Origin of the sequence: Desulfosporosinus sp. HMP52, assembly GCF_000765145.1 — a bacterium.
Classification (GTDB): Bacteria; Bacillota; Desulfitobacteriia; order Desulfitobacteriales; family Desulfitobacteriaceae; genus Desulfosporosinus.
In genome coordinates this window covers 22801-47295 of the sequence record NZ_JMGA01000007.1, presented here as the reverse complement: position 1 = coordinate 47295, position 24495 = coordinate 22801, and the positions used below count along the sequence as shown (strand labels likewise).

Below are 24495 nucleotides of genomic sequence, written 5' to 3'. Positions count from 1 at the left end.
CACTTTGGGTCGGTGGCTAGTGGAGCAGTACTTAAAAGTTGTAAGACGGAATCGGGTATGATATCATCACAACATAACATATTTTGGTAAGTGGTGGGGGAGTGGATTATGGGAAATATTTTGGCGTATGGGTCACTTTACACTTATCAAGACTACTTAGGATGGCCACCTGATGAGCGATGGGAAATCATTGACGGTATTGCCTACAATATGACGCCTGCTCCATCGTCGAATCATCAGAGGGTTATTCGAGAACTAGCCACAGCCTTTAATGTATTCCTAAAAGGAAAAAGCTGCGAGATTTTTCCAGCGCCCTTTGATGTACGTCTCTGCGATCAAGAAGAGGATGAACAAAACGTAATGACCGTTGTTCAACCCGATCTATCTCTTATCTGTAATAAGCACTTGATTGATCAACATGGCTGTAAAGGCAGCCCTGACTTAGTCATTGAAGTTACCTCGCCCTCTACAATGCAAGTAGATTTAAAGGTGAAATTTCGTCGTTATGAAATAGCAGGTGTTAAGGAATATTGGATCGTCCATCCGGAAGGGAAAACCATTGTTGTATATGGTCTTGGTTCAGACGGGACATACGGACGACCTAATGTCTATACTGCTGATGACCAGCTTTCTGTAAACGTTCTTCCTGGCTTAATCATAAATCTAGTCGATATTTTTTCGGTTCTAACGGATTAGGTGCATTTATGGTCTGCCATGCATTTAAGCTTCGGCAGGCCTTTGCTGTAATTTAAAGAGTGATCTGTATACTGACAAGATTTAATATACCTTTACAAGAGAAATTACCCTATGCTAAACTATCTGATAGTGACTAGCATAAGGAGGATTAACAGAATGTCAGGACATTCAAAGTGGTCAAACATTAAACATAAAAAAGGTAAGGTTGATGCTCAAAAGGGAAAAATATTCACTAAGTTGGGCCGTGAATTGTTAATTGCTGCCCGGGCTTGCGGAGGAGACGTCAATGACTTCCGTCTCAAGATTGCCATAGAAAATGCTAAAGCACAAAACCTTCCTAATGAAAACATTCAACGAGCTATTCAAAAAGGGGCCGGCGGAACAGAAGGTGCAACTTATGAAGAGCTGCGTTATGAAGGGTACGGTCCCGGTGGAGTAGCGATTATGATCGATATCCTAACAGATAACCGCAATCGAACTGCAGGTGAAGTGCGGCATATATTCTCCAAGAATGGTGGAAATATGGGTGAGACCGGCTGTGTAGGCTGGATGTTTGAAGACAAAGGACAGCTTAGAATCCTGCGTGAGGGGTTAAAGATAACTGAAGATGATTTAATGATGATAGCTTTAGATGCCGGAGCTGAGGATTTTGAATCCGACGAGGAAGGGTTTGTTGTGTTAACTTCACCCCCAGACATGGAGGCGGTTCGACAAACTCTTATTGATCAAAAAATTCCTATTGAAGAGTCAGTGCTTAACCCTATTCCCCAGAACTCTATTGAAATTACAGACCCAGATCAAGCCCGTAAGATTGTTAATTTGATGAATAAGTTGGAAGACCATGATGATATTCAAGGGGTTTATTCTAACTTTGAATTAGCAGAAGGGCTTAACTGGTGAACTGGTAGTTGAACGAGTTCACTTTTTTATGACGTTAATTTATTAAATTAAGCCCTCTTGGTAAGACTATAGTTATTTAAATTATAGTCAGGAGGGTTTTTTTCATTATGTCTAAGTGGAAAATCATCAGTTTAGTTCTTATTATTGGCTTGGCAATTGGCGGCACAGTACCTGCTGCAACTTTTTGGTGGTCCAACAAAGATCAAGCCCATTCAGTGTTGAATACTTTTGATTCGGAACAAAAATTGTCAAATGAACCTTCCGAAAGAGAAAGTTATCATTTTGGCGTGGAGCAGGGGGTTCTTTCTGTGATCGAAGGAAAACCCGGCGAGAATGGGAATGTTGTCATCTCAGGTCTATGTGTGGAATCTTGGCCTGAGGAGATTGTAGAAATGGCCCATAAAGTTGAGTTCTATTCCCTAGATGAAGTTCAGTCATTTATTGACACGGCAACGGAATCATTATGGCTTGAGTAAAACAGAATAGAGAAGAGACAAAGGAATTGGCCGTCTTCTGTCGAAATCTATATGGATGGAAAGGAAGACGTAAATGATTATTTTAGGAATTGACCCAGGAACTGCAATTATGGGGTATGGATTAATTGAGCAAAAGGGTAATGACTTAAGGCCAATCGACTATTCTTGCTGGCGAACTCCTGCTCACACGCCTTTGGCAGAACGGTTGTTAATGTTGTACGAGCAGATTGACCCTTATCTACGTGTACACACACCTGATCATATTGCCGTAGAAGAGTTGTTTTTTAACAGCAATACTACAACCGCCTTATCTGTTGGGCATGCTCGGGGTGTTGTCTTGTTGACAGGAGCACAACACAGCATACCAATTTATGAATATACTCCTCTGCAGGTTAAACAGGCTGTAGTTGGGTATGGAAGAGCCGAAAAAGCTCAAGTTCAACAAATGGTTAGAGGATTATTAAGACTCAAAGACATTCCGAAACCGGATGATACTGCAGATGCCCTAGCGCTGGCAATATGTCATGCGCACAGCTTTTCTTTGAACCAGAAGATTGGAGAATTTAGATGATTGGAATGTTGCGGGGCAAGGTTTGGGAAATCCAAGGTGAGCGTTTAGTGATGGATGTACAGGGCACTGGGTACCTGCTGACGGTTCCCTATGGACTTTTAGCAAAGATACACCCCGGGCAAGAACTTGTCGTCTACACTCACGTGGTCATGCGTGAAGACGATTTATCTCTTTACGGTTTTTCTTCCTTTGAAGAAAAACAGCTCTTTCTCCAAATGTTAAGTGTTTCAGGAATTGGCCCCAAAGCAGCTATATCAATACTTTCAACCTTTGGAGCGATACAGATTGAAAGCGCCATTGCAAGTGAAAATCTTAACTTATTAACCAAGGTTCCTGGTATCGGAAAAAAGACAGCCCAGCGGCTAATCTTAGAACTTAAAGAGAAATTTAAAGGGCATAATTTAGTCTCTAATGAAAGCGGTTCGTTTTCTGAACCCTTGTCTAAGCCTCATTCGGAAGCTTTGGAAACTTTGCTGGCTTTAGGATTTGGTTTAGAGGAAGCACGGCAGGCTCTGAGCCGGGCCTTAAAAGACGGCGGGGAATTGACGACAGAGGAGCAAGTAAAGAAGGCGCTGCGTTTTCTCGCCTCTGGGCACTAATAGGTGCTTCCCTTATTGCGGTTGAAAACCTTATATTTTTAAAACGTACAACTAATAGAGCTGCCCAATGAGGGTAGCTTTATTAGTTGTAGTAAGTCTCAGAAGACCTTAAATCATTTAATTATGCCTGAAAGCAGGAGATTTAGGGAATATGAAAGAATTAATATAGTTTGAGCAGTGGAGGATTTGCAAAGAACTCAGCTCTGTATTATATTAAATTTTGATGGTTGCGAGAGGGGGTTAGAATATGGAAGAACGTCTGGTTGCGCCGCAGGAACAGCCTGCAGATCGCGAAGGAGAGGGATTGCGTCCTCAGCGCCTTAATGACTACATAGGCCAGAGAAAAGTTAAAGAAAATTTAAGCGTTTTTATCCAAGCCGCATCCACTCGCGGGGAAGCACTGGATCACGTTTTATTGTATGGGCCGCCCGGTCTGGGGAAAACAACTCTCGCGAATATTATTGCTGCGGAGATGGGGGTAAGTGTTCGTACCACCTCTGGCCCGGCGATTGAACGTCCTGGTGATTTAGCTGCGATTCTAACCGCTTTAGAACCCCGTGATGTGCTTTTTATTGATGAAATACACCGCTTAAGCAGTGCAACAGAAGAGATTTTGTATTCTGCCATGGAAGATGCATGTCTGGATATTGTCATCGGAAAAGGACCCAGCGCTCGCTCAATCCGCTTGTCCCTTCCACCCTTTACCTTAGTAGGAGCAACGACCCGTGCGGGACAATTAACCTCTCCTTTACGTGACCGTTTTGGGGTTATTAGTCGGTTGGAATTCTATGAAGTTGAAGATTTAAAGGAAATTATTCTCAGGGCAGCAAGTATCCTGCACTTAAGAATTACCACTGACGGGGCTGAGGAAATTGCCCGCCGTTCACGAGGTACACCTAGAGTGGGGAATCGCTTGTTAAAGAGAGTTAGAGATTTTGCTTTGGTTTGGGAAGACGGAACTGTTACCAAGTCTATTGCCAAGGAAGCCCTTAATCGCTTAGATGTTGACCCAGAGGGCTTGGATCAGATTGACCAAAAAGCCCTAAAGACAATTATTAAGACATTTGCTGGTGGACCTGTCGGACTGGATACCCTTTCGGCGACAATTGGAGAAGAGTCGGTTACCTTGGAAGATGTGGTTGAACCATTTTTGTTGCAAATGGGCTTCTTACAGCGTACCCCGCGTGGGCGAGTGGCTACAGCAAGGGCTTATCAGCATCTAGGGTATCCGATGCCTCAGAGTCGTGCCGAAACCGAGCTTTTCCCAGAGTAGTTCAATATGTCATTGACTTGCGAGCATATATGATGAGGAAAAAGGGCAATCTGAGCATAAAAGCAAACTTAAGGGTGTGAAAGCATGTTCCAGATGATGTATCGGTTGCTCTGTTTATGGATAGTATCCTTCTTAATCGTGCTGGCGCAGCCCGCACCTTGCACCGCAAAGATGATTTCAGTTGAACTTGTCTGGAATCTTAGCCAAGCGGGGTGGATCCAGGTAGACATTGATAAAGGGGATTATCTGCTTAAATTAGGAAATGAATCTTATAAGTTTCCCTCTGGCTCGACTCTTCAGGTTGGTTGGGGAGGATGGACTCCCGTCTTGAGGATAAACCATGAAGAGTTTAGAGTAGTTGATGGTTCTTTGTTAGATATTATCGCCCTTAACTCAGGGAGTCTGAGGATTAAAACTCCTGAGGGCAAAGCGGCAAGTTATCGTGGGGGATTACAACTTAACTGGCAAGATGGTCATTGGCGTCTGATTAATCAAGTTGACAGTGAAGACTACTTAAAAGGGGTAGTGCCAATTGAGATGAGCAACGAGTGGGCTAATGGAGGCCTTGAGGCACTTAAGGCTCAGGCTGTAGCTGCCAGAACTTATCTTGTTAGACAGTTAAGTAATGGCAAGCTAATCACAGATTCGCCGGATATCCATCAAGCCTATTCAGGTTTAAGTGTAGAAGGAGAGGCCTCAAAGGCAATCGAAGCAACGCGAGGGGAAATCCTTGTAGATGCCCAGACTAAGCAACCCATCGATGCCCTCTACTCATCACATAGTGGAGGGCATACTGAGGATGCGAAAAATGTTTGGGGAAATGCAGATCTCCATAATATATCCCATCCTGACCCTTATTCGAAAGGAGTCGGAGGTGCGGTGAATCATTGGAGATTTATCGTATCTGCGCCTCTCCTGGGTTCAACATTTGGGCTAGGCCCTGTACGAGAAATAGAACTTGATAAGTTCCCCTCAGGAAGGGTAAAAAGTGTAAAGCTGGAAGATGAATTTGGTCAGACAAGGATTGTCAAAGGCAGAGCTTTTGTCCAAGCTTTCTATCCTTTTGGTCAACCGATCCGAAAAGAAGCTTTTTTAGGAAGTTTATTTGAGGCTAAGACTGTTGCTTCAAACCTTAGATTATCGGGAAAAGCTATGTCTGATGAGCCTTTTGAATCTACTGGATATTCTGGATTTCTGGATTTGACAAAGCAGCCTGAGCAGGGTCAGGGGCCATTACTTTCTAAAATCCTTAGTTCATCTTTAGGAACTAACGCTAGCCCTCAGCCCTATGCAGTCTTTATATTTGAGGGGCAAGGGTGGGGACATGGGGTAGGAATGTCACAATGGGGTGCTTATCATATGGCCCAATTAGGTTTTAAATATCAGGAGATATTGACCTATTATTATAACAATGTTCTTATATCCAAAGTATAGTTGACTGTATCAGTAAGTCATAATGAAGGAGCAAGAAAGATTGAATGTCTCAGATTTTGATTTTGAATTACCAGAGGACTTAATTGCCCAACATCCGGTAGAGCCTCGGGATACTTCCAGGTTAATGGTTGTTAATCGCAGAAGTGGAGAAATAGCACACCACACTTTTAGAGATTTGAGTTCACTATTAATCAAAGGCGATGTCCTTGTATTAAACAATACCCGGGTTATTCCTGCGCGGTTGATTGGGGAAAAAGAAGGAACTGAAGTAAAAATTGAAGTTCTTTTGCTTAAGAGACTTGAACTTGATGTATGGGAGGCTTTGGTTAAACCCGGAAAGCGTCTTAAGATTGGGCAAAAAGTATGCTTTGGAAACGGAATATTAGTCGGAGAACTCCAGGAAATTTTAGAAAATGGGAACAGAAGGATTCGTTTCAGTTATTCAGGAATGTTCGAAACTATACTCGATGAGCTTGGGCAAATGCCCCTTCCACCTTACATAACTGCACAATTAGAAGACCGAGAGCGCTATCAGACGGTATATGCCAAAGAGAGAGGATCTGTTGCAGCCCCCACAGCAGGGCTGCATTTCACCCCGGAGCTCTTAGATGAACTTCGGATGAAGGGCATAGAAATTGTTGAGATTCTCCTTCATGTTGGCTTAGGGACTTTCCGCCCGGTTAAAGTGGAGGATATCAGTGAACATGCCATGCATTCGGAGTACTATCGTGTTGAAGCTGAAGCAGCGGAGCGAATTAACCGAGCCAAGTTAGAGGGACGTCGTGTCATTGCCGTTGGGACAACAGCAGCACGAACCTTAGAATCCGTGGGACAGAAGGGGCAGGTCATACCCGGTGAAGGGTGGACGGATATTTTTATTTATCCCGGTTATTTGTTTCAAATTGTAGATGTCCTTCTAACCAATTTTCATTTTCCAAAGTCTACTTTGGTCATGTTGGTTAGTGCATTGGCAGGGAGAGAACTAATATTAAAAGCCTATGAGAACGCTGTTCAGGAGAGGTACAGATTCTATAGCTTTGGAGATTCTATGCTTATATTATAAAGCTCAATGTGATTGGCCAGAGGTTGGGAATGCTTTTTAAATTTAAGAAGGAAGTGAATAGGTTTGGCTGCCGTATATTTGGAAATACTTAAGGAAGATTCTCGAACGAAGGCTCGTTTAGGTAAACTCCATACACCTCATGGAACTGTAGATACCCCTGTATTCATGCCGGTTGGAACCCAAGGGACCGTGAAAACTATGACCCCGGAAGAGATCAAAGAAATTGGGGCCGGAATGATCTTAAGTAACACTTATCATTTGTTCTTGCGCCCAGGGCATGAATTGGTTCGAGAGGCAGGGGGGCTTCATCGCTTTATGAACTGGGATGGGGCAATTCTTACCGACAGTGGTGGGTTTCAAGTATTTAGCTTAGGAGATATGCGTACTATACGAGAAGAAGGGGTTGAATTCAGATCACACATCGATGGATCTCGTCAATTCCTAAGTCCGGAACTATCAATGCAGGTTCAAATGTCTCTGGGCTCTGATGTAGTTATGGCCTTTGATGAGTGCGCACCTTATCCCTGTACTCATACATATGCTAAAGATTCGTTGGAGAGGACCACGCGCTGGCTTAAGCGTTGTAAAGAAACTCTAACTACTACGGATACCCAATCCTTGTTTGGGATTGTTCAAGGAGGTATGTTCGAAGATCTGCGACGACAAAGTGCGGCAGAGATCACGGAATTAGATTTGCCAGGCTATGCTATTGGGGGCTTAAGCGTAGGAGAACCTAAAGATATTATGTATGAAGTGTTGGACTATACCGTTCCTTTACTCCCGAGAGAAAAACCCCGCTATCTAATGGGTGTAGGATCACCGGATGCACTGATTGAAGGTGTTATGAGGGGAATCGATATGTTTGACTGTGTACTGCCAACTAGGATTGCCCGGAATGGGACAGCACTGACTCGTTTTGGCAAAGTAATTGTTCGTAATGCAGGGTCTGCTCGGGATTTTGGGCCCATTGACCCATCCTGTGATTGTTATACCTGTCGTAATTATTCTCGTGCTTATATTAGACATCTGCTCAAAGCAGAAGAAATATTAGGCCTTCGATTAATGAGCATTCATAATCTGCGCTACCTCCAGATCCTAATGCATGAAATTAGGGAAGCGATTAAGGAAGACCGTCTGCCGGAATACCGGGAAAAGTGTTTTTCCGATTATGGGTACGAATAACCCAGATATCAGAGAAACATAAGCCAGAGGCCGGATTATCAAAGAAGAAGTGTGCAAAAGCGACTTATATTTTTGGTAATTCGGAAGGATTTTTGCTATGGTATGGTGAAGTAGTTTAGGAGATAAATAAAGGAGGAATATAAGTTGAATCAATCTACCTTAACTTTAGTCCTGTATTTTGTGGTCTTTTTTGGAATAATGTACTTTCTCATGATTAGACCTCAACAAAAACAAGCTAAAAAGCGTCAGGAATTAATGAATAATCTTCGCACCAGAGATCAGGTAATTACAACCGGTGGGATCTATGGTAAAATCACAAAAGTCAAAGAAGACTCTGTAATGTTGCTTATTGCTGAAAAAGTAGAGATAGAGCTGGCTAAAAGTGGCATAGTAAGTGTAGAGAACCGTGATATTGAGTTAGAAAAGGATAAGTAGTTCATTCATTAGTAGATTTAAACATAGGTAAAAGCAAGTGGCAAGTCCACTTGCTTTTTAAACTTATACTGTACATAACTGTAAACGAGGTGAACACTGTGCCCTTCTATAAAGATTCCCAAAATAATGAAGAAATGTATGAAGAGCATGTGCGAGCAGATTTAGATCGATGGACTAGGAAATTGTTGCAAAGGCCGGGCTTGGTGGAACGAACCTCAAAAGTCATTCAAACCAAGGTGAATGACAAAATCATACCTCAAAAGGTTCATACTGTAATTACCGCGACTGTTAAAGGATTGATTAAATCCGTGGTCTTTGGACTTGAGTATGTACCTAATAGTCCCACAATTTATGGAATAAGCTTACGAGAACGGGACTTGAGGGCCCAGAGCCTCTTAACCAAATATCGAAAAATTGCTGCAGCAGAAGGAGCCGGAACCGGTGCAGGAGGCTTTACATTGGCGGTAGCGGACTTTCCGGCGCTTATCGTAATCAAAATGAAATTTCTTTTTGAGTTAGCGCATATTTATGGGTTTTCTACCGAAGATTATCGAGAGCGTCTATTCTTGTTATATGTTTTTCAACTGGCATTCTCAAGTCAAGAAAAACGACCCGAACTTTATAATGTCATTCTAAATTGGGATAAGAACATAGGGAATTGGCCGGTGGAGAAAGAAAGTTTGCAGCAAGTTAATTGGGAACAATTTCAACGGGAGTATCGTGATGCCATAGATTTCCGAAAAACACTTCAGCTCATACCTGGTTTGGGTATGATAGTGGGGGCCTGGGCAAATTATGGGCTATTAGACGATTTGGGAATTGTAGGTATCAATTGTTATAGAATGAGAATTTTGGGAGGGGTTAAACTTTGACAAAGGTCACTTTGCAAGAAATTAAAGCGGATCCTTATGTACAAGCTCTTATTGATGCCGGGAACCGCCATCTTGCAGCCATAGGCTATACAGAGCATGGCCTAAGGCATGCCGGCTTGGTCTCTCATATTGCGTCAAATATTCTAGAGAAAATGGAGCATTCCGATAGGGAGTGTGAACTGGCTGCTATTGCCGGCTATCTACACGATATTGGAAATGCCGTGAACCGTGTGGATCATGCTCACTCCGGGGCAATTCTTGCGGCAGGAATATTGGAACGCCATAAGATGAATCCCGAGGAAATCGCAATCATTATTGGGGCAATTGGCAATCATGATGAGCAAGATGGTAACCCTGTTAATGTTATTTCAGCGGCTTTGATTTTAGCTGATAAATCAGATGTTCACAGATCCAGAGTTAGAAATTCCGACTTGGTAAAGTTTGATATACATGATCGAGTGAATTATGCAGTTAAACGGTCTTTCTTGCGCGTCTATCCCAAAGAACGAATTGCTTTAGAACTAACAATTGATATGGAAATTTGTCCAGTTATGGAATACTTCGAGATATTTCTGGCCCGGATGCTTCTTTCCCGCAAAGCTGCTATTTTTTTGGGGACAAAATTTGAATTAAAGATTAACGAGGTAAAGCTACTCTAATAGTGAATTTCCTGAAGTATTCCCTAATTTTCTCAGATTACTAGTTATCCAAGATTGACATTGCAAACTTGAAGGTTCTATAATGGAGTTTGGCATGGGCAAGTCCCATAACAATAAAAGGGAGGAAGGCAGATGAGACGGGGAAACATCATCAAACTCATAGTGCTGGTGCTTCTTGTAGCGGTAGCTACAGGGTTATCGATTAAGCCCCTTGTGGATCCAGTAAAAGGAATTCCGTTGGGACTTGATCTACGCGGCGGGGTGCATTTGGTACTTCAGGCAGAGCAGGATAAAGAAGGCAATCAAATTACTAATGACGATATTGACAAAGCGAAAGCGATTATTGAGAACAGGGTTAACGATATGGGAGTTTCCGAACCGATCGTTCAGGCAGACTATGGTAAGAAAAGGATTGTTGTTGATTTAGCAGGTGTTACAGATCCGGATAAGGCAGTTAATATCCTCAAAACAACCGCTAAATTAACCTTTAGAGATGCTCAAGGAAAGATTCTTTTGCAAGGGGACGATTTAAAAGATGCCAAGGGCGGACAAAGTCAAGGCGGCCAAGGGTATGTCATAAATTTAACGTTTTCCTCTGAAGGGGCGAAAAAGTTTGGTGATATAACAACTTCGTTAGTGGGTCAGAGACTAGGGGTATATCTTGATGAGGAACTCTTGACCAATCCAACCGTTAACACACCGATTCTTAACGGTCAAGCAGAAATTACCGGCTATGCTACTTTAGAGGAGGCAGCTGCAGATGCAGTTCTCATGCGTTCAGGATCGTTGCCGGTAAGCTTAAGTATTGCTGAGAAACGCCAAGTGGGAGCATCTTTAGGTGTAGACTCTTTAAACAAAAGTATTCATGCAGGTATTTACAGTTTGATTTTTATATTTCTCTTTATGTTGATTTACTATCGCTTACCCGGCGTTGTGGCAAATTTTTCGCTAGTTGTTTACGGACTTATTGTCTTATGGGCCTTTTGGGGCTTCAACGTAGTATTAACACTTCCGGGTATTGCGGGTTTTATTCTCTCTATTGGGATGGCTGTAGACTTTAATATCATTATATATGAGCGGGTAAAAGAAGAAATTCGGGCAGGGAAATCAATTCGAGCCGGTGTAGAGTCTGGGTTTAGCCGAGCTTTTATAACGGTCATTGATGCCCACGTGACAACTCTTATCGCAGCATTTACTCTTTATCTCCTCGGGAGCGGTTCTGTTAAAGGATTCGCCTTGACATTAGGTATTGGGATTATTGTAAGTCTATTTACTGCGATTACGTTTACTAGGCAGGTATTGCGCTGGGTAGTAGGAATTAGCCCTAAGATGAAAACATTCTGGTTTGGCGTTAGGGGGGATGTGTAATGACGAAGACTGGACATTCAGCAACCTATGAAGAGGTTCAGAAATTACATCCACTTTATTTTAATATTGTAAGAAGACGGCTTTGGTGGTTTGCAATCTCTCTCTTAATTATAATCCCGGGGATTATTTCCTTGTTCCTCCAAGGGCTGAATTTGGGGATCGATTATACTGGTGGAACGATGCTTGATATAACCTTTAATAAGGCCGTGACGCAAAGCGCGATATCAGATACTATGAAATCAGTTGGACTAGAAGGGCCCGTACAGTTGTCCAATGGTGATACAGCTGCCTTGATCAGAACTGAAGCCCTCGAGGAAGAGAAACGAAGTGAATTGCTAAACGCCTTAGAGACTAAGGTTGGGGCTTTTGACAAAGCGTCCTTAAAAGAGGATAAAGTAGGCCCGGCTATGGGACAAGAATTGACCAGAAATGCTATATATGCTTTGATTGTTGCTATGGGAATGATGATCCTATATATTACTATTAGATTCCAGTTTGTCTATGCTATCTCAGCAATATTAGCTTTGTTACACGACGTTTTTGTAGTTGTCGGGATTTTCTCCTTGTTTCGCTGGGAAATTGATGCAACCTTTGTGGCAGCAATTTTGACAATTGTCGGTTACTCCATTAATGATACTGTGATTATCTTTGACAGGATTCGGGAGAATGAACCCAAGATGAGGCGAGGAGACAGTTATGAGGATATGGTGGACAAATCTGTTTGGCAGACTATGCGTCGGTCAGTTAATACGGTCATAACTGTATTAATTTCTCTGTTTGCGGTATTTATCCTGGGTGGAGAATCGACAAGAATGTTTTCTTTAGCCATGTTGATAGGGGTGTTTTGTGGAGCCTACTCCTCAATTTTCATTGCTAGTCAAATACTTGTTGAGATAAAACGACACATGAAGAAAAAGCCTCGCTCAGGTGGTAAGGTGGCTCAAGCCACTACAAAATAATTGTTCGTATTTTTAAAGAGATCTCAAGCTAAGCTTTGGGATCTCTTTTTGATAGAAATAGTTTTAGAAAAGGATATAAGACTGATGAAATTAAGAATATATGTTAGAATAATGGCGACAAGTAATTTTGTTATAAATATTTCAGGCAAAGGGAGCAAGCGCTGTGAGCAAAATTATGAAAAAGCTACTATTGGTTGTCCTTTTTCTGATTGGACTTGGGATTAGTGGTTGTAGTGATGAGAAAGCTTCAAATGTCACTTCTCAGTCTACACTATCCTTGGATGAATCTAGTTTGGCTAAGAGTGAGTCATCTAATATTACCGACAAAGTACAAGATCTTCAGGAAGTTCGACAAATACCGGTTCTTTATTACCATTCAATTATGTTGGAGGAAGGTAATGAAGTAAGAATGCCTCCCGAACAGTTTGAAGCACAGATGTCCTACATGCGAGATAAAGGCTATGAGAGTGTTAGTCTGAATGAACTATATAATGCCGTTTATAACAATGAAATTCTTCCTCCTAAACCTTTTGTGATTACCTTTGATGATGGATATGAAGATAATTATATAAATGCGTTTCCTATTGTGAAAAAGTATGGGTTTACAGCTACAGTGTTTATGGTGTCAAGTTATATTGATGGAGAGGGTTTTTTATCCTGGACACAGCTTAGAGAATTAGTGGCAAATGAATGGGAAGTTGCCGGACATACTGTAAGTCATCCCTACTTATCTCAATGTGATAGAAAAGTGTTATACAATGAACTTTTAAGTTCCAAGGAGGCCCTCGAAAAAGGTCTTGGCCTGCCGGTAAGATTTTTTGCTTACCCTTACGGAGATGTCACTGGGGATGTGGCGCAGGCGGTTAAGGATACAGGTTATGTGATGGCTTTTACTACAAAACGGGGTTGGTTTGACCCCAGCTTTGATAAATGGCACCAGAAACGTGTTTATTGCTTTGCTAATATGGGGCTAAACGAGTTTTCTCGACGACTTCAGGATTCAAACTACTAAGTGCTTTGCAGTTTAAGTAAACATGGGAACCCTGCTTACAAGAGATGGGAGTTTTAGCTTTGATGAAACCAAGCATAAGTTAGAGATAACGCTCCCATTAATTTGGAGAGGGTTTTTTTTAATTTATTTTGGAAAATATTAACACATTATCCGTTTTTTACATATCTTACTGTGAGCCCAAGAAAATAGAGTATATTGGAATAAGGAGGTAACTAATATGGCATATGGTATTGGAGCAGTTGAAGGTGTTGAAGGTGTTGGATGTGGACCTAATTTCTTACCGGGGATTGCAGTAGTTGTAGTAATTATCCTCTTGTTAATTGCAATGGGTATAGTTTTCTAATAAAGATCTTCTAACTTCTAAAAAATGAACTATAAGGAGGAAATACAATGTACGGATATGGAGCAGGAGCAGGATTTGGTGGAGCAGGATTTGGTGGAGCGGGATATGGTGGAGCAGGATATGGTGGAGCATGCTGCCCAGTCACCCCAGTCGCCCCGGTTGCCCCGGTAGGTAATGGAATCGGAGCAGGAATTATCGCAATCGCTATTCTCATCTTAATTGCTTTAGGCGTTATTTTTTAATAGCTAACCCTTAGGGAGTTGTTGAGCAAAAAACTTTAAGCTTCGGTGGCGAAACCCCCGATGGCAAAAGTCTGAGGATGGGTTTCGCTGAGTGGGAGTTTTAAAACGGATAAGGGAGGTCATAAGTATGTTTGGAGCAGGCGCAGGTGGATTAGGTGCAGGGATTGCTGCAGTTGTAGTTATTATTCTTTTGCTTATCGCAATGGGAATCGTATTTTAGTAATTAAATAAGAGGAGGAGATATTATGTACGGATATGGATATGGTGCTGGAGCTGCAGGTTATGGAGCGGGGGTTTGTTGTCCGCAGTCTGCCCCAGTTGGTAGTGGAATTGGAGCAGGAATTATCGCAATCGCTATTCTAATCCTAATTGCCTTAGGAGTTATATTCTAAACAAAATAGTAATTAAAAGGAGGTCAATAATATGTTTGGAGCAGGTGGAGTTGGCACTGGATTAGGTGCAGGAATCGCAATCGTTGTTGTAATCATTCTTTTGCTTATCGCAATGGGAATCGTATTCTAAGTTTGTATCACATTTAAGTTGACAAATGGAGGTGAAGTTCATGTACGGATATGGTGCTTGTGCCGGTGCCGGTGGGTATGCTGGGGCTGGAATTATAGCTATTGCCGTTTTGATTCTGATCGCTTTGGGAGTTATATTTTAAGTTAGATTAGAGTGTTTAAGGCCCCTTGGCAACGAGGGGCCTTTTTTCGGCTATGGAAGAAGATCCCTTCACACACTTTTACATAGTTATAGACTTGAGGTAGTAGAGGGTAGGGGGCTTAAGTTGTTGAGTAAGTAAGGAAATAGATAATGGCACCGGCATATTGCTGCAGCGCCATTATCTATAAATTTAAAAAGAGTCATAATTATAGAAGGCTAGAATGAGATTAATATATCAATATAAGATTAAAGTTTAAACATCAGGATTATCCTAGAGTTTACGGCCTACCACCACCAGCGGCGAAAGCCCCACCAAGGACCGAAACCAAACCAAGGACCGAAGCCCAACCAAGGGAAACCCCAACCCCAACGACGTCCCCACCACATAGCAAAAACCTCCTTTTCAATATAGAAATAATTCTTGGTAAAGGTTTGAATTACATCTACCTTGATACAGAGTATGTGGAATAATATAACTATGTTAACAAATAAAGGATTGTATGCCAAATTACAAAGTAATTTTTCTGTTGGATTAGACTGGTAATTGGTGGGATATACTAACACGAAGAAACAATGGGGGGAAAGGGTACTTGGGATTTATACAACTAGTTCTATTAGAGGGTATACTTCTTATTTGCGCAGGAATGATTTTCTTTGGAGGAATCTGGGGAACCTTTGCTGCAATAGTGGCTTTAAGCGGAATAAACCTTCTTGCTTATGATGCACCACAGTTTTGGTATTGGGAAATTCCACTAATAGTTGGTGGACTTCTGGGGATTTTACTTCTGTTTACGGTTGGAAAGAGAGCAAATAAAACTCAAATTGTAGGAGGGCTTGTAGGAGGGCTGACAAGCTTAGTTATGTTTGGTGCCTTTGCAACACCTATTATTGCTATACTGCTATGGGCTTTAGTTTTCGGCACTGGGCTTATTCCCAAGAGTAAGAAGAGTCAGGTATTATGGAGCTTTGCTCCGACAATTTTAAGAATAATGTTAGGAATATGTGGGATTATTTACGGAAACATTCTCACTGCCTAAGGGAAACATACACTATTTTAATGAAATAGTGAGCCTAAACAAAACCTTGCTATTATGTATATTTTTTGTTATCTTATACATAACTTATTATGTCAGGCATATAGCTGGGCTTCAGCTTTGGGGCAGCAGAGTAATCTGCGGGACTACCTTATTATAAGGGGTCCTATTTTTATGTAGTTAGATTCTTTTAGCAGCGCTTTACTGAAAGAATTGGTGAGGAGAGTTGTCATGAATGAGAAGACAAAAGTCGCCACATTATCAGTCGTTTCAAATATAATATTGACATTATCTAAGGTTGTAATCGGCTTTCTTAGTGGTTCCGTTAGTATCTTGTCAGAAGGAATTCATTCGGGTATTGATTTAATAGCGGCCATTATTGCTCTTTTTGCCGTAAAGGAATCCGGCAAGCCTGCAGATTCATGCCATGCTTATGGACATGGAAAAATTGAAAATGTTTCGGGTACGATTGAAGCTGCGCTAATATTTGTGGCAGCACTGATGATAATCGTTGAAGCGATTCAGAAAATCAGAGAAATCCTTAGCGGCAGTGGAGGCCATGTTTCGGATTTAGGGCTGGGATTAGGTCTGCTAATTATGGCCGTCTCGGCGGTTATGAATTTCATTGTATCTACACGTCTGATGAAAGTTGCGATAAAGACCGATTCTGTAGCTCTTGAAGCAGATGCCTTACATTTGCGGACAGATATCTATACATCTCTAGGGGTTTTATTCGGATTACTAATTATAAAATTTACCGGGTGGATTATAATTGACCCCGTTATTGCACTTGGGGTTGCCTTTATGATCATACGAGCGGCGATTGACCTTTCCAAAAAGGCCTTTGCACCGCTAGTTGATGTTAGCTTGCCTGATGAAGAGCGAAGGATTATTGCTGAAGTGCTCCAACTATATGAGGAAGAATTTGTTGAATTTCATAAACTACGGACCCGTAAAGCCGGAGCAGAACGGCATGTTGATTTGCATTTAGTTGTTGCCAAATTTACCCCTGTGGTTGACGTTCATGAACTCTGTGATAGGATTGAACAAGAGATTAATGAGAAATTATCTATAACTTATGTCTTGATTCATGCGGAACCATGTAGCACCAGAGAGGAAGAATGCCCTGTGGAGAATGGGGTGACTTCTACCTGTCAGCGCTGTGGTTATAGACCCCGAAGGAGTAATCTGAGGTCAGAAGTTCGAGATAAAGAGAGATAAGTGAGGCATAATTGAGTGAGAGTTGGTTCGGCCATTGATAATGGTTGCTGCAATTTTTGCGCTGTTCTATAATGAAAGTCTGGAGGAGATATTTGTGAAACGCATATGGTCGGTACCGAAATCTTCCGGACGTAGGTCGGAAACACTGGGAAATTTATTAGGGATTTCGCCGATTGTCTCAGAGATACTGGTTCAAAGAGGGTATGAAAAGCCGGAAGAGGCTATTGAATTTTTGCATCCGACCCTCTTAAATCTAAATTCTCCCTTCTGTTTTTGTGATATGAGGAAAACCATAGAAAGATTAACTTTAGCCCTAAAGCGTCAGGAAAAGATACTTATTTACGGAGACTATGATGTTGATGGAGTGACAAGTACCACTTTATTATATAAAGTACTTATAGATCTGGGTTTTCAAGCGGTAGCCTATATCCCTCACCGCCAAGATGAAGGTTATGGTCTCCATGCTGAGGCTGTTGAGCGTGCGGCTAAGGCGGGAGTGCGCGTAATAATTACCGTTGACTGTGGAATTACAGCAGCCGCCGAAGTTATCCAAGCAAAAACCAGTAATATTGATATTATCATTACTGACCACCATGAACCCGGTCAAGTGTTGCCGGAGGCCTTTGCTATTATCAATCCGAAGCTTGAAAATTCAGGTTACCCATTTCGTGATTTAGCCGGAGTTGGGGTAGCGTTTAAATTGGCTCAGGCCTTGTTACAATCTCTGGGAAACCTTGAAGTAGGCATTCAAGCGGAAATGTATCTTTTAGATTTAGTTGCTTTAGGGACTATTGCAGACCTTGTCCCGGTAGTTGGGGAAAACCGGATTCTGGTTCATTATGGTCTTCGCCAAATGGAAGAAACCAATCACCCTGGCCTAGCTGCTCTTCTTGAGGAGTGTGGTTTAAAGGATAAACCACTTAAAGCTGGACAAATCGGCTTTATGGTTGCTCCGAGAATCAACGCTGCCGGGCGGATGGATAGCGCCCGAGCGGGGTTGGAACTTCTCTTATCCGAGGATCCCGAACGAGCTGGTGAACTTGCACGGCAGTTAACCAAAGAAAACCAAATGCGTCAGGAAACAGAAAAGGAGATCCTTGCAGAAGCCGTTTCCTTATTAGAGGGTAAACCGCTGCCCAGAGTTATCGTTCTTTCAGCAGAAAATTGGCATCATGGGGTTGTGGGGATTGTGGCCTCCCGCTTAGTAGAACGGTATTATCGACCGGTTTTTATGATCTCGGAAGATGGGGATGAGGCTAAGGGATCAGCTCGTGGAATTCTGGGGTATCCGGTTTTAGAACAATTAAGCCAACAGGCCCATCTTCTAACAAAGTTTGGTGGACATAGACAGGCTGCTGGCTTTTCTCTCCTTACAAAAGATATTGAAAAACTCAGAGAGGGCCTTAATACGCAAGCATTAGCCTTTGATGAAGCTCTGTTTCAAGAAGTCTTACGAGTTGATTCCTTAGTTACTCTGAATATGGTCTCTCCAGACTTACTTCGTCAACTTGAGCAAATGGCCCCCTTTGGACTTGGAAATCCCGGCCCAATTCTAGCTTGTAAGGGAATTCCTGTGCATTCCTTGGGCGCTGTTGGGAAAGAACAAAGTCATATTAAATTCCGCTTTGGATCTAAAGGAGAACAAGAAGGGATTGCTTTCAGAATAGGAGAACGTTTACAAGCTCTTCAGGATAAACAAACCTTGGATGCCGCTTTTGCTCTAGATTGGAATACTTTTCGGGGGCGGGAGGATGTTCAATTAATGATTAAGGATGTCCAGCCTAAGGCAGATTGGACAGATCCTTTCAGCAAAGACACTCAAGCTGATACATATCAGGAAATAGCTGCTACACTTGAGGAACCGGAAATAGAATGGTTAGATTGGAGATATATGCCGAGGTCTGAATGGGCATTACAAAAAAATGAAGGTTTATGGGTTTGGGACAATACAGGGAGTATGCCGACTCTACGACTTGGGAATGATTTCCCTAATAGCGATAATTCCCCTAGAAGTCTCATGCCGGACAAGCATCTAGATGGCAATGAACAAGCAATAGTTAAGCAAGATTTTGGCATGATACTCGGCCTGCCGCTAACAGGCGAGGATTTCAAGGAGGGTGTCGAAAAATTACGGGGATTAGGTATATTTCGTATTGCACTAGCAGGATTTGAAAGCCCTCTTGAGGAAAGAGTTCGTCACCGTTGTTGTTTTATATCTCGCGATGAGCTCGTTGAATTATATCGGGAACTCCAGACCAAATCGAAAACGGCTAACCCCTTTCTTTGGGGTGTGAATCAAACAGTATCCCAAACCCAAAAAGCTGCCTTGAAGATATTTGAAGAGTTAGGACTTATCCAATGTCTTGGGGGATCGGAGGAGTTCTTTCTAAAATGGATTCCCGCGAAAAGCAAATTAGAGTTGGAGTCCTCTTCGCGCTATCGCTTAACCAAAGAACGGTTTGATCAGGCATTAAAGTTTCACAAAGAACTGTTAAATTCAGTGCTTAAAGTCCATTAAGAATTACTCTCTTAATAAAGGTTGCTGTCACTCAATTTGAAGTATGCTTAAAGAAAGGCGGCTTAAAGACATGGATTTTAGAAATCATATTCGCGTCATATCTGATTTTCCCAAGGAGGGAATTTCCTATAAGGACATTACTACTCTGCTTAAAGAGGGTGAAGTATATCACCAAGCTATCGATGCTTTTGTAGAAAAGATAAAACCTTGGAAGCCTGATGTCATTGTGGGGCCTGAAGCCCGGGGTTTCTTATTTGGTGCCCCGGTGGCCTATGCCTTAGGTGTAGGATTTGTTCCAGTTCGCAAGCCTGGCAAATTGCCTTCAAAAACGATTTCTGAGACTTATGCTTTAGAATATGGATTCGATACATTAGAAGTACATGCAGATGCTATAAAGCCCGGAGAACGAGTAGTTATGGTTGATGATCTGTTAGCAACTGGCGGAACAATGTTGGCAACAGCAAATTTAATCCGAAAGATTGGGGCAGACGTAGTTGGCATGGGCTTTCTAATTGAATTGGCATTCTTAAATGGCCGTGAGAAGCTGATTGATTATCCGGTTTTTTCTCTCGTAGAGTACTAGATCTGCAGCTATCTGAGTGGTAAATCAAGTGTTATTGCAAGGATGAGAGGAGTTCACCTATGTCCTTCCCAGAATTATTAGTAAAAATGAAAAAGAAGTTTCCGCAATCACGGTTAGCAATTGTGGATAAGGCCTATCACTTTGCTGAAATAGCGCATAGGAACCAACTTCGCAATTCAGGGGAAGATTATATCTTACACCCCTTAGAAGTTGCCCAGATCTTGGTTGAACTTGAAATGGATGAGGCTACAATTGCAGCCTCCTTGCTGCATGATGTAGTGGAGGACACTGAATTCACTATTGCTGATATAGAAAAGGAATTTGGATCTGAGATTGCTCTGCTTGTTGACGGTGTTACAAAACTCGGCCGAATCGAGTATAAGAGTAAAGTTGAACAACAAGTGGAAAATTTACGAAAAATGTTTTTAGCAATGGCTAAAGACATTCGAGTCATTCTCATCAAACTAGCTGATCGTCTTCATAACATGCGCACTTTAAAATATCACTCAGAGCAAAAACAAAAGGAAATTGCTCAAGAAACTCTAGAAATATTTGCTCCTTTAGCTAACCGTTTAGGTATTTTTAGAATTAAATGGGAGTTGGAGGATCTTTCCTTTCGATATTTAAAGCCCCAGGAATACTATGACCTTGTTGAAGGAATAGCACTCAAACGGCGAGAGCGTGAAGCCTATATCAATGAAGTTATTGTGCAAATGCGGGAACGTCTGGATGAAGTTGAGATTTATGCCGATATTGCCGGTCGTCCTAAACATTTTTACAGCATCTATCGTAAAATGACCACCCAGAACAAAGACCTGAGTGAAATCTACGACTTAATGGCAATTCGAGTTATTGTGGACTCTGTCAACGATTGCTACGGTGCCTTAGGAATCATTCATACTATGTGGAAGCCCATACCCGGTCGGTTTAAAGATTATATTGCCATGCCTAAGCCAAATATGTATCAATCTCTGCATACAACCCTGATTGGACTGCATGGGGAACCTTTTGAAATCCAAATCCGAACCTGTGAGATGCACCGAACTTCGGAATACGGGATTGCCGCCCACTGGAAGTACAAGGAAGGAAGTAACAAAGAGTGCGCTACCAAGGGGGCTAATGGCAAAGACTGTGGTAACAAAACAACGAGTGTGAATTTCGAGCAAAAACTCTCCTGGCTGCGTCAACTGTTGGAATGGCAGCATGATTCACGGGACGCCGGGGAATTTATGGAGTCCTTAAAAATTGACTTGTTTGCCGATACGGTTTTTGTATTTACGCCTAAGGGAGATGTGGTTGAATTACCTGCAGACTCCTGTCCGATAGACTTTGCTTATCGGGTTCATACGGATGTAGGTCATCGCTGTGTGGGTGCCAAGATCAATGGGCGAATTGTTCCGCTTGAGACAAAATTAAATAACGGAGATATTTTGGAAATCCTTACCTCGAAGCAAGGGAGCGGCCCCAGCCGAGATTGGCTGTCTTTTGTTAAAACATCACAAGCTAAAAATCGAATTCGTCAATGGTTTAAGAAAGAACAGCGTGAAGATAATATCATACGCGGGCGTGAAAACCTGGAGCGTGAGGTGCGTAAGTTAGGCCTTGATCCCGCAGATGTCCTTAAGCCGGAAAGTCTTATGGTTATCGGGAGAAATTACAACTTTGTTGGATTGGATGATCTATACGCTTCTATAGGGGACGGAGTACTTACAACCAATAAAGTTTTAATGCGCTTGCGTGAGGATCTTACCAAAGAAGAACGAGAGAAGATGCAGCTCGCCGCCCTTCAACAGGGGGAAGGTAAAGCACCGGCTCAGATTTCATACGGCAAAGCATCCCATGGGGTTAGGGTTAAAGGTGTCGATAATGTACTGATACGTTTTGCTCAGTGTTGTAATCCTCTGCCTGGAGATTTGATCATGGGTTACATTACCCGTGGGCGAGGAGTTTCTATTCATCGTGAGGATTGTAGTAATGTCCTTAGTCACTCAGATGAAGAGAGTAATCGGATCGTTGAGGTTATGTGGGCAGAACAAGCAGACTCCACTTACCCTGTCGATATCCAAATCTACGGCATGGATAAGCCACGTCTGGTCACAGAGGTTATGAATACAGTTTTAGATACCCGCACACATATTCTGGGGATCAATGCTCGAGTTGGTAAAGGGGATGTGGCTCATATCCAGTTACGAATTGAGATTAGGAATCTAGAACACCTTAAAATGGTTATGCAAAAAATACGTAAGGTTAAAGACATCACTGAGGTCAAACGAATCCATTCGGGAGGAACCTAAGATGCGCAGTGTCATTCAGCGTGTAAAAAGCGCTTCTGTAACCGTGAACGGCGAAAGGGTGGGCAATATAGCTGAGGGTCTGTTGGTGCTGCTGGCTGTCGGTCAGGACGACGGAACAGAGGATTTAAACTGGATGATCGACAAACTGGTAGGACTACGAATTTTCGAAGACCAAGAGGCAAAAATGAATCGCTCTGTTCAGGACGTGGGGGGAGAAATTCTTATGGTATCCCAATTTACTCTTTATGGTGATTGCCGTAAGGGGAAACGTCCCAGCTTTTCAACGGCTGCGCCACCGGATCAGGCTAAGGCTTTGTTCAATCAAGGCGTAGAGAGAGCTCGAAGTTATGGCCTAAAGGTTGAGACTGGGGTCTTCCAAGCAGAGATGGACGTTGAACTGGTTAATAATGGACCTGTGACGATACTCTTAGATAGTAAAAAGAATTTCTAAGGAGGTTTATTGAATGCTTGAAGGGCGAGCTATGGGTGCAATGGGGGCAAATTGTTATTTATTCTCTTGTGCAGAAAGTAAGAATGCTGTGGTTATCGACCCGGGTGCTGACGGGAAACGGATTTATCGCTGGATATTGGAGAAGGGTCTCAAAGTTGAATATATCCTGCTGACTCATGGGCATATTGATCACATTGGTGCAGTGGATGAACTGCGAGAGTTATTAGGGGATGTTAAAGTAGGAATTCACGAGGGCGACGCAGGAATGCTTACTGATGGGAAAAAGAATCTGTCCAGTTATTTTGGACCGGGGTTGGCCCTTCAGAAGGCAGATCTCTTGCTTAGTGACGGGCAAGAACTTATGATTGGAAAAGAACAACTAAAAGTTATAGCCACGCCGGGTCATTCCCCGGGTAGTGTTTGTTTTCTATGTTCTGACGGGTTGATTAGCGGGGACACTCTGTTTGCCGGTTCCATTGGCAGAACTGATTTTCCGGGAGGGTCAATGGATCAACTTTTGAGTGGGGTCAAGAATAAGCTTTTGCTGCTTCCTGAAAATACTCGAGTTTTCCCAGGCCATGGAGAGGAAACCAGTATCGGGGAAGAAAAGCGGGATAATCCGTTCTTGGTGTAGCCCTCCAGCTGCTGCTAAGGCGGCATCAGAAGATGATGAAAATAGGGTCGCTCGGGGCAGGGCGGCTTCGCCCACATCCGTGCAAGAAAGCTAATTCGTGCGAAGACAGTGTCTTCGTACCCAGCACTCCGAGGCTCGCCTACTCGCTTGGGCGGGAGCTATCTTCAGCGGATAAGCATTCTTTGGAGATAGCCGCTTCAGCGAAAATGTCCACCGGACACTTTCGTGCCAAACCTCCGGGTAATACCTGAGGTGAACCTGTGGCTCCGCTTCCCACCCAAGCTTTATAGGCTTTACTGCCTCTCCATGCAATGGGTTCACTTCTGTGGATCGAAGCCGCCCTGTCTTTCGGGTCTATTATTCTTAAGGATTTTTTGGGGTTTTTTTCTGCCGCAGCCGCAGCGGCGCTATCAGATGATGAAAAATGCCTAACACGCGTAAGATTCCCGCGAAACCTAACCGGATTACTCCCATAGTTCTGCTTACACTCCCAACAAACTGGCTGGAGGAGCGCTTTTCTGCAAAGCGGATGCGTCAGTGGAGCCGCGCTAAGGCGAGGGTCGACGGTTTGCGTCCCCGTAGCGCGCCGCAGGTTCACATGCAGGAATACCCAGAGGTTCGGACGCGCTCGCGAACCGTCCAGCGAAGCCAGCGGCGGAACTCGCAGACGCGTGCAGACAAGCGCTCCGCCTCAGAGCCAGACAGAAGAAACGATCCACCTGTACTGATATAACCTAATTTTTATTGACAAACCCTCATGCTATTTGATAAAATATATCGATCAAGGGTAAAAGTTTCGATTAACATATCAATGTAAAAGGCTCAAAACACAAAACCTATTGGAAAATTCCGCGTTAACCTTTCTCCAGGGAGGGCTTGCATGACTGGAACCAGCCTGAAAGACGCACGGTAGGACAGCCAATAAGGGGGCTTTTTTACAATCGGATAGTCTCGTTAACGACTGTAAAGTGGGCGGAGTAATTCCGTCAATTAGGGTGGCACCACGAGAAGCT

At 42.8% G+C, this 24495-nt stretch carries 26 protein-coding genes; 25 read left to right on the top strand and 1 reads right to left on the bottom strand.

The window, feature by feature from the left end; translation table 11 throughout:
* Window positions 1-108: 108 nt before the first annotated feature.
* From DP73_RS02585 to DP73_RS02470, 25 genes are all read left to right on the top strand, one after another.
* Window positions 109-696 (top strand): Uma2 family endonuclease, encoded by a 588-nt coding sequence (locus tag DP73_RS02585; protein WP_034597227.1) that lies wholly within the window; start codon window positions 109-111, stop codon window positions 694-696.
* Window positions 697-852: 156 nt separating this feature from the next.
* Window positions 853-1596 carry a YebC/PmpR family DNA-binding transcriptional regulator gene (locus tag DP73_RS02580; protein ID WP_034597226.1) on the top strand — a complete coding sequence of 248 codons (744 nt, stop codon included), beginning with the start codon at window positions 853-855 and terminating at the stop codon, window positions 1594-1596.
* A 107-nt stretch (window positions 1597-1703) separates the two neighbouring features.
* A complete protein-coding gene (locus DP73_RS02575; RefSeq protein ID WP_034597225.1) occupies window positions 1704-2072 on the top strand; it encodes a hypothetical protein in 369 nt (122 codons plus the stop codon).
* A gap of 73 nt (window positions 2073-2145) precedes the next feature.
* Window positions 2146-2643 carry a crossover junction endodeoxyribonuclease RuvC gene (gene ruvC / locus DP73_RS02570; protein WP_034597224.1) on the top strand — a complete coding sequence of 166 codons (498 nt, stop codon included), beginning with the start codon at window positions 2146-2148 and terminating at the stop codon, window positions 2641-2643.
* The gene (ruvA, locus tag DP73_RS02565; protein ID WP_034597223.1) at window positions 2640-3242 is read left to right on the top strand and encodes a Holliday junction branch migration protein RuvA; all 603 of its coding nucleotides are present in this window, start codon (window positions 2640-2642) and stop codon (window positions 3240-3242) included. The genes ruvC and ruvA overlap by 4 nt, the downstream gene beginning before the upstream one ends.
* Before the next feature lie 247 nt (window positions 3243-3489).
* The gene (gene ruvB, locus DP73_RS02560) at window positions 3490-4515 is read left to right on the top strand and encodes a Holliday junction branch migration DNA helicase RuvB (protein ID WP_034597222.1); all 1026 of its coding nucleotides are present in this window, start codon (window positions 3490-3492) and stop codon (window positions 4513-4515) included.
* An 84-nt stretch (window positions 4516-4599) separates the two neighbouring features.
* Entirely contained in the window at window positions 4600-5949 is a 1350-nt protein-coding gene (locus DP73_RS02555; protein WP_034597221.1) for a SpoIID/LytB domain-containing protein, read from the top strand.
* 40 nt (window positions 5950-5989) lie between these two features.
* Window positions 5990-7012 (top strand): tRNA preQ1(34) S-adenosylmethionine ribosyltransferase-isomerase QueA, encoded by a 1023-nt coding sequence (gene queA / locus DP73_RS02550; RefSeq protein WP_034597220.1) that lies wholly within the window; start codon window positions 5990-5992, stop codon window positions 7010-7012.
* A 63-nt stretch (window positions 7013-7075) separates the two neighbouring features.
* Window positions 7076-8194 carry a tRNA guanosine(34) transglycosylase Tgt gene (gene tgt, locus DP73_RS02545; RefSeq protein WP_034597219.1) on the top strand — a complete coding sequence of 373 codons (1119 nt, stop codon included), beginning with the start codon at window positions 7076-7078 and terminating at the stop codon, window positions 8192-8194.
* 144 nt (window positions 8195-8338) lie between these two features.
* Window positions 8339-8629: a preprotein translocase subunit YajC gene (yajC, locus tag DP73_RS02540; RefSeq protein ID WP_014901874.1), complete on the top strand. Its 291-nt coding sequence runs from the start codon at window positions 8339-8341 to the stop codon at window positions 8627-8629.
* Between the two features lie 98 nt (window positions 8630-8727).
* Window positions 8728-9501, top strand: coding sequence for an EcsC family protein (locus DP73_RS02535; protein WP_205623351.1), 774 nt, complete (start codon window positions 8728-8730; stop codon window positions 9499-9501).
* Entirely contained in the window at window positions 9498-10160 is a 663-nt protein-coding gene (locus DP73_RS02530; RefSeq protein WP_034597218.1) for an HD domain-containing protein, read from the top strand. Before DP73_RS02535 ends, DP73_RS02530 begins: the two co-directional genes overlap by 4 nt.
* Before the next feature lie 132 nt (window positions 10161-10292).
* Window positions 10293-11528, top strand: coding sequence for a protein translocase subunit SecD (secD, locus tag DP73_RS02525; RefSeq protein ID WP_034597217.1), 1236 nt, complete (start codon window positions 10293-10295; stop codon window positions 11526-11528).
* Window positions 11528-12487 (top strand): protein translocase subunit SecF, encoded by a 960-nt coding sequence (secF, locus tag DP73_RS02520; RefSeq protein ID WP_034597216.1) that lies wholly within the window; start codon window positions 11528-11530, stop codon window positions 12485-12487. The genes secD and secF overlap by 1 nt, the downstream gene beginning before the upstream one ends.
* Window positions 12488-12650: 163 nt before the next feature.
* Window positions 12651-13499: a polysaccharide deacetylase family protein gene (locus DP73_RS02515; protein ID WP_081962917.1), complete on the top strand. Its 849-nt coding sequence runs from the start codon at window positions 12651-12653 to the stop codon at window positions 13497-13499.
* A 217-nt stretch (window positions 13500-13716) separates the two neighbouring features.
* Window positions 13717-13842 (top strand): hypothetical protein, encoded by a 126-nt coding sequence (locus DP73_RS24120; protein WP_034597215.1) that lies wholly within the window; start codon window positions 13717-13719, stop codon window positions 13840-13842.
* 47 nt (window positions 13843-13889) lie between these two features.
* Window positions 13890-14084: a hypothetical protein gene (locus tag DP73_RS02505; RefSeq protein ID WP_034597214.1), complete on the top strand. Its 195-nt coding sequence runs from the start codon at window positions 13890-13892 to the stop codon at window positions 14082-14084.
* Window positions 14085-14329: 245 nt separating this feature from the next.
* Window positions 14330-14476 carry a hypothetical protein gene (locus DP73_RS23280; protein ID WP_165574368.1) on the top strand — a complete coding sequence of 49 codons (147 nt, stop codon included), beginning with the start codon at window positions 14330-14332 and terminating at the stop codon, window positions 14474-14476.
* Window positions 14477-15337: 861 nt separating this feature from the next.
* Window positions 15338-15784 (top strand): hypothetical protein, encoded by a 447-nt coding sequence (locus DP73_RS02500; protein ID WP_034597213.1) that lies wholly within the window; start codon window positions 15338-15340, stop codon window positions 15782-15784.
* 228 nt (window positions 15785-16012) lie between these two features.
* Complete coding sequence (locus DP73_RS02495) at window positions 16013-17002, top strand: cation diffusion facilitator family transporter (protein ID WP_034597212.1); 990 nt, start codon at window positions 16013-16015, stop codon at window positions 17000-17002.
* A 94-nt stretch (window positions 17003-17096) separates the two neighbouring features.
* Window positions 17097-19520: a single-stranded-DNA-specific exonuclease RecJ gene (gene recJ, locus DP73_RS02490; protein WP_034597211.1), complete on the top strand. Its 2424-nt coding sequence runs from the start codon at window positions 17097-17099 to the stop codon at window positions 19518-19520.
* Window positions 19521-19590: 70 nt separating this feature from the next.
* Window positions 19591-20103: an adenine phosphoribosyltransferase gene (locus DP73_RS02485; RefSeq protein WP_034597210.1), complete on the top strand. Its 513-nt coding sequence runs from the start codon at window positions 19591-19593 to the stop codon at window positions 20101-20103.
* A 59-nt stretch (window positions 20104-20162) separates the two neighbouring features.
* Window positions 20163-22397 carry a bifunctional (p)ppGpp synthetase/guanosine-3',5'-bis(diphosphate) 3'-pyrophosphohydrolase gene (locus DP73_RS02480; RefSeq protein ID WP_034597209.1) on the top strand — a complete coding sequence of 745 codons (2235 nt, stop codon included), beginning with the start codon at window positions 20163-20165 and terminating at the stop codon, window positions 22395-22397.
* A gap of 1 nt (window position 22398) precedes the next feature.
* Complete coding sequence (dtd, locus tag DP73_RS02475) at window positions 22399-22848, top strand: D-aminoacyl-tRNA deacylase (protein ID WP_034597208.1); 450 nt, start codon at window positions 22399-22401, stop codon at window positions 22846-22848.
* A gap of 13 nt (window positions 22849-22861) precedes the next feature.
* Window positions 22862-23482 carry an MBL fold metallo-hydrolase gene (locus DP73_RS02470; protein WP_034597207.1) on the top strand — a complete coding sequence of 207 codons (621 nt, stop codon included), beginning with the start codon at window positions 22862-22864 and terminating at the stop codon, window positions 23480-23482.
* A gap of 139 nt (window positions 23483-23621) precedes the next feature.
* On the opposite strand, the gene DP73_RS02465 is transcribed toward DP73_RS02470, so the two are convergent.
* Window positions 23622-24080 carry a hypothetical protein gene (locus DP73_RS02465; RefSeq protein WP_034597206.1) on the bottom strand — a complete coding sequence of 153 codons (459 nt, stop codon included), beginning with the start codon at window positions 24078-24080 and terminating at the stop codon, window positions 23622-23624.
* Window positions 24081-24495: the final 415 nt, after the last annotated feature.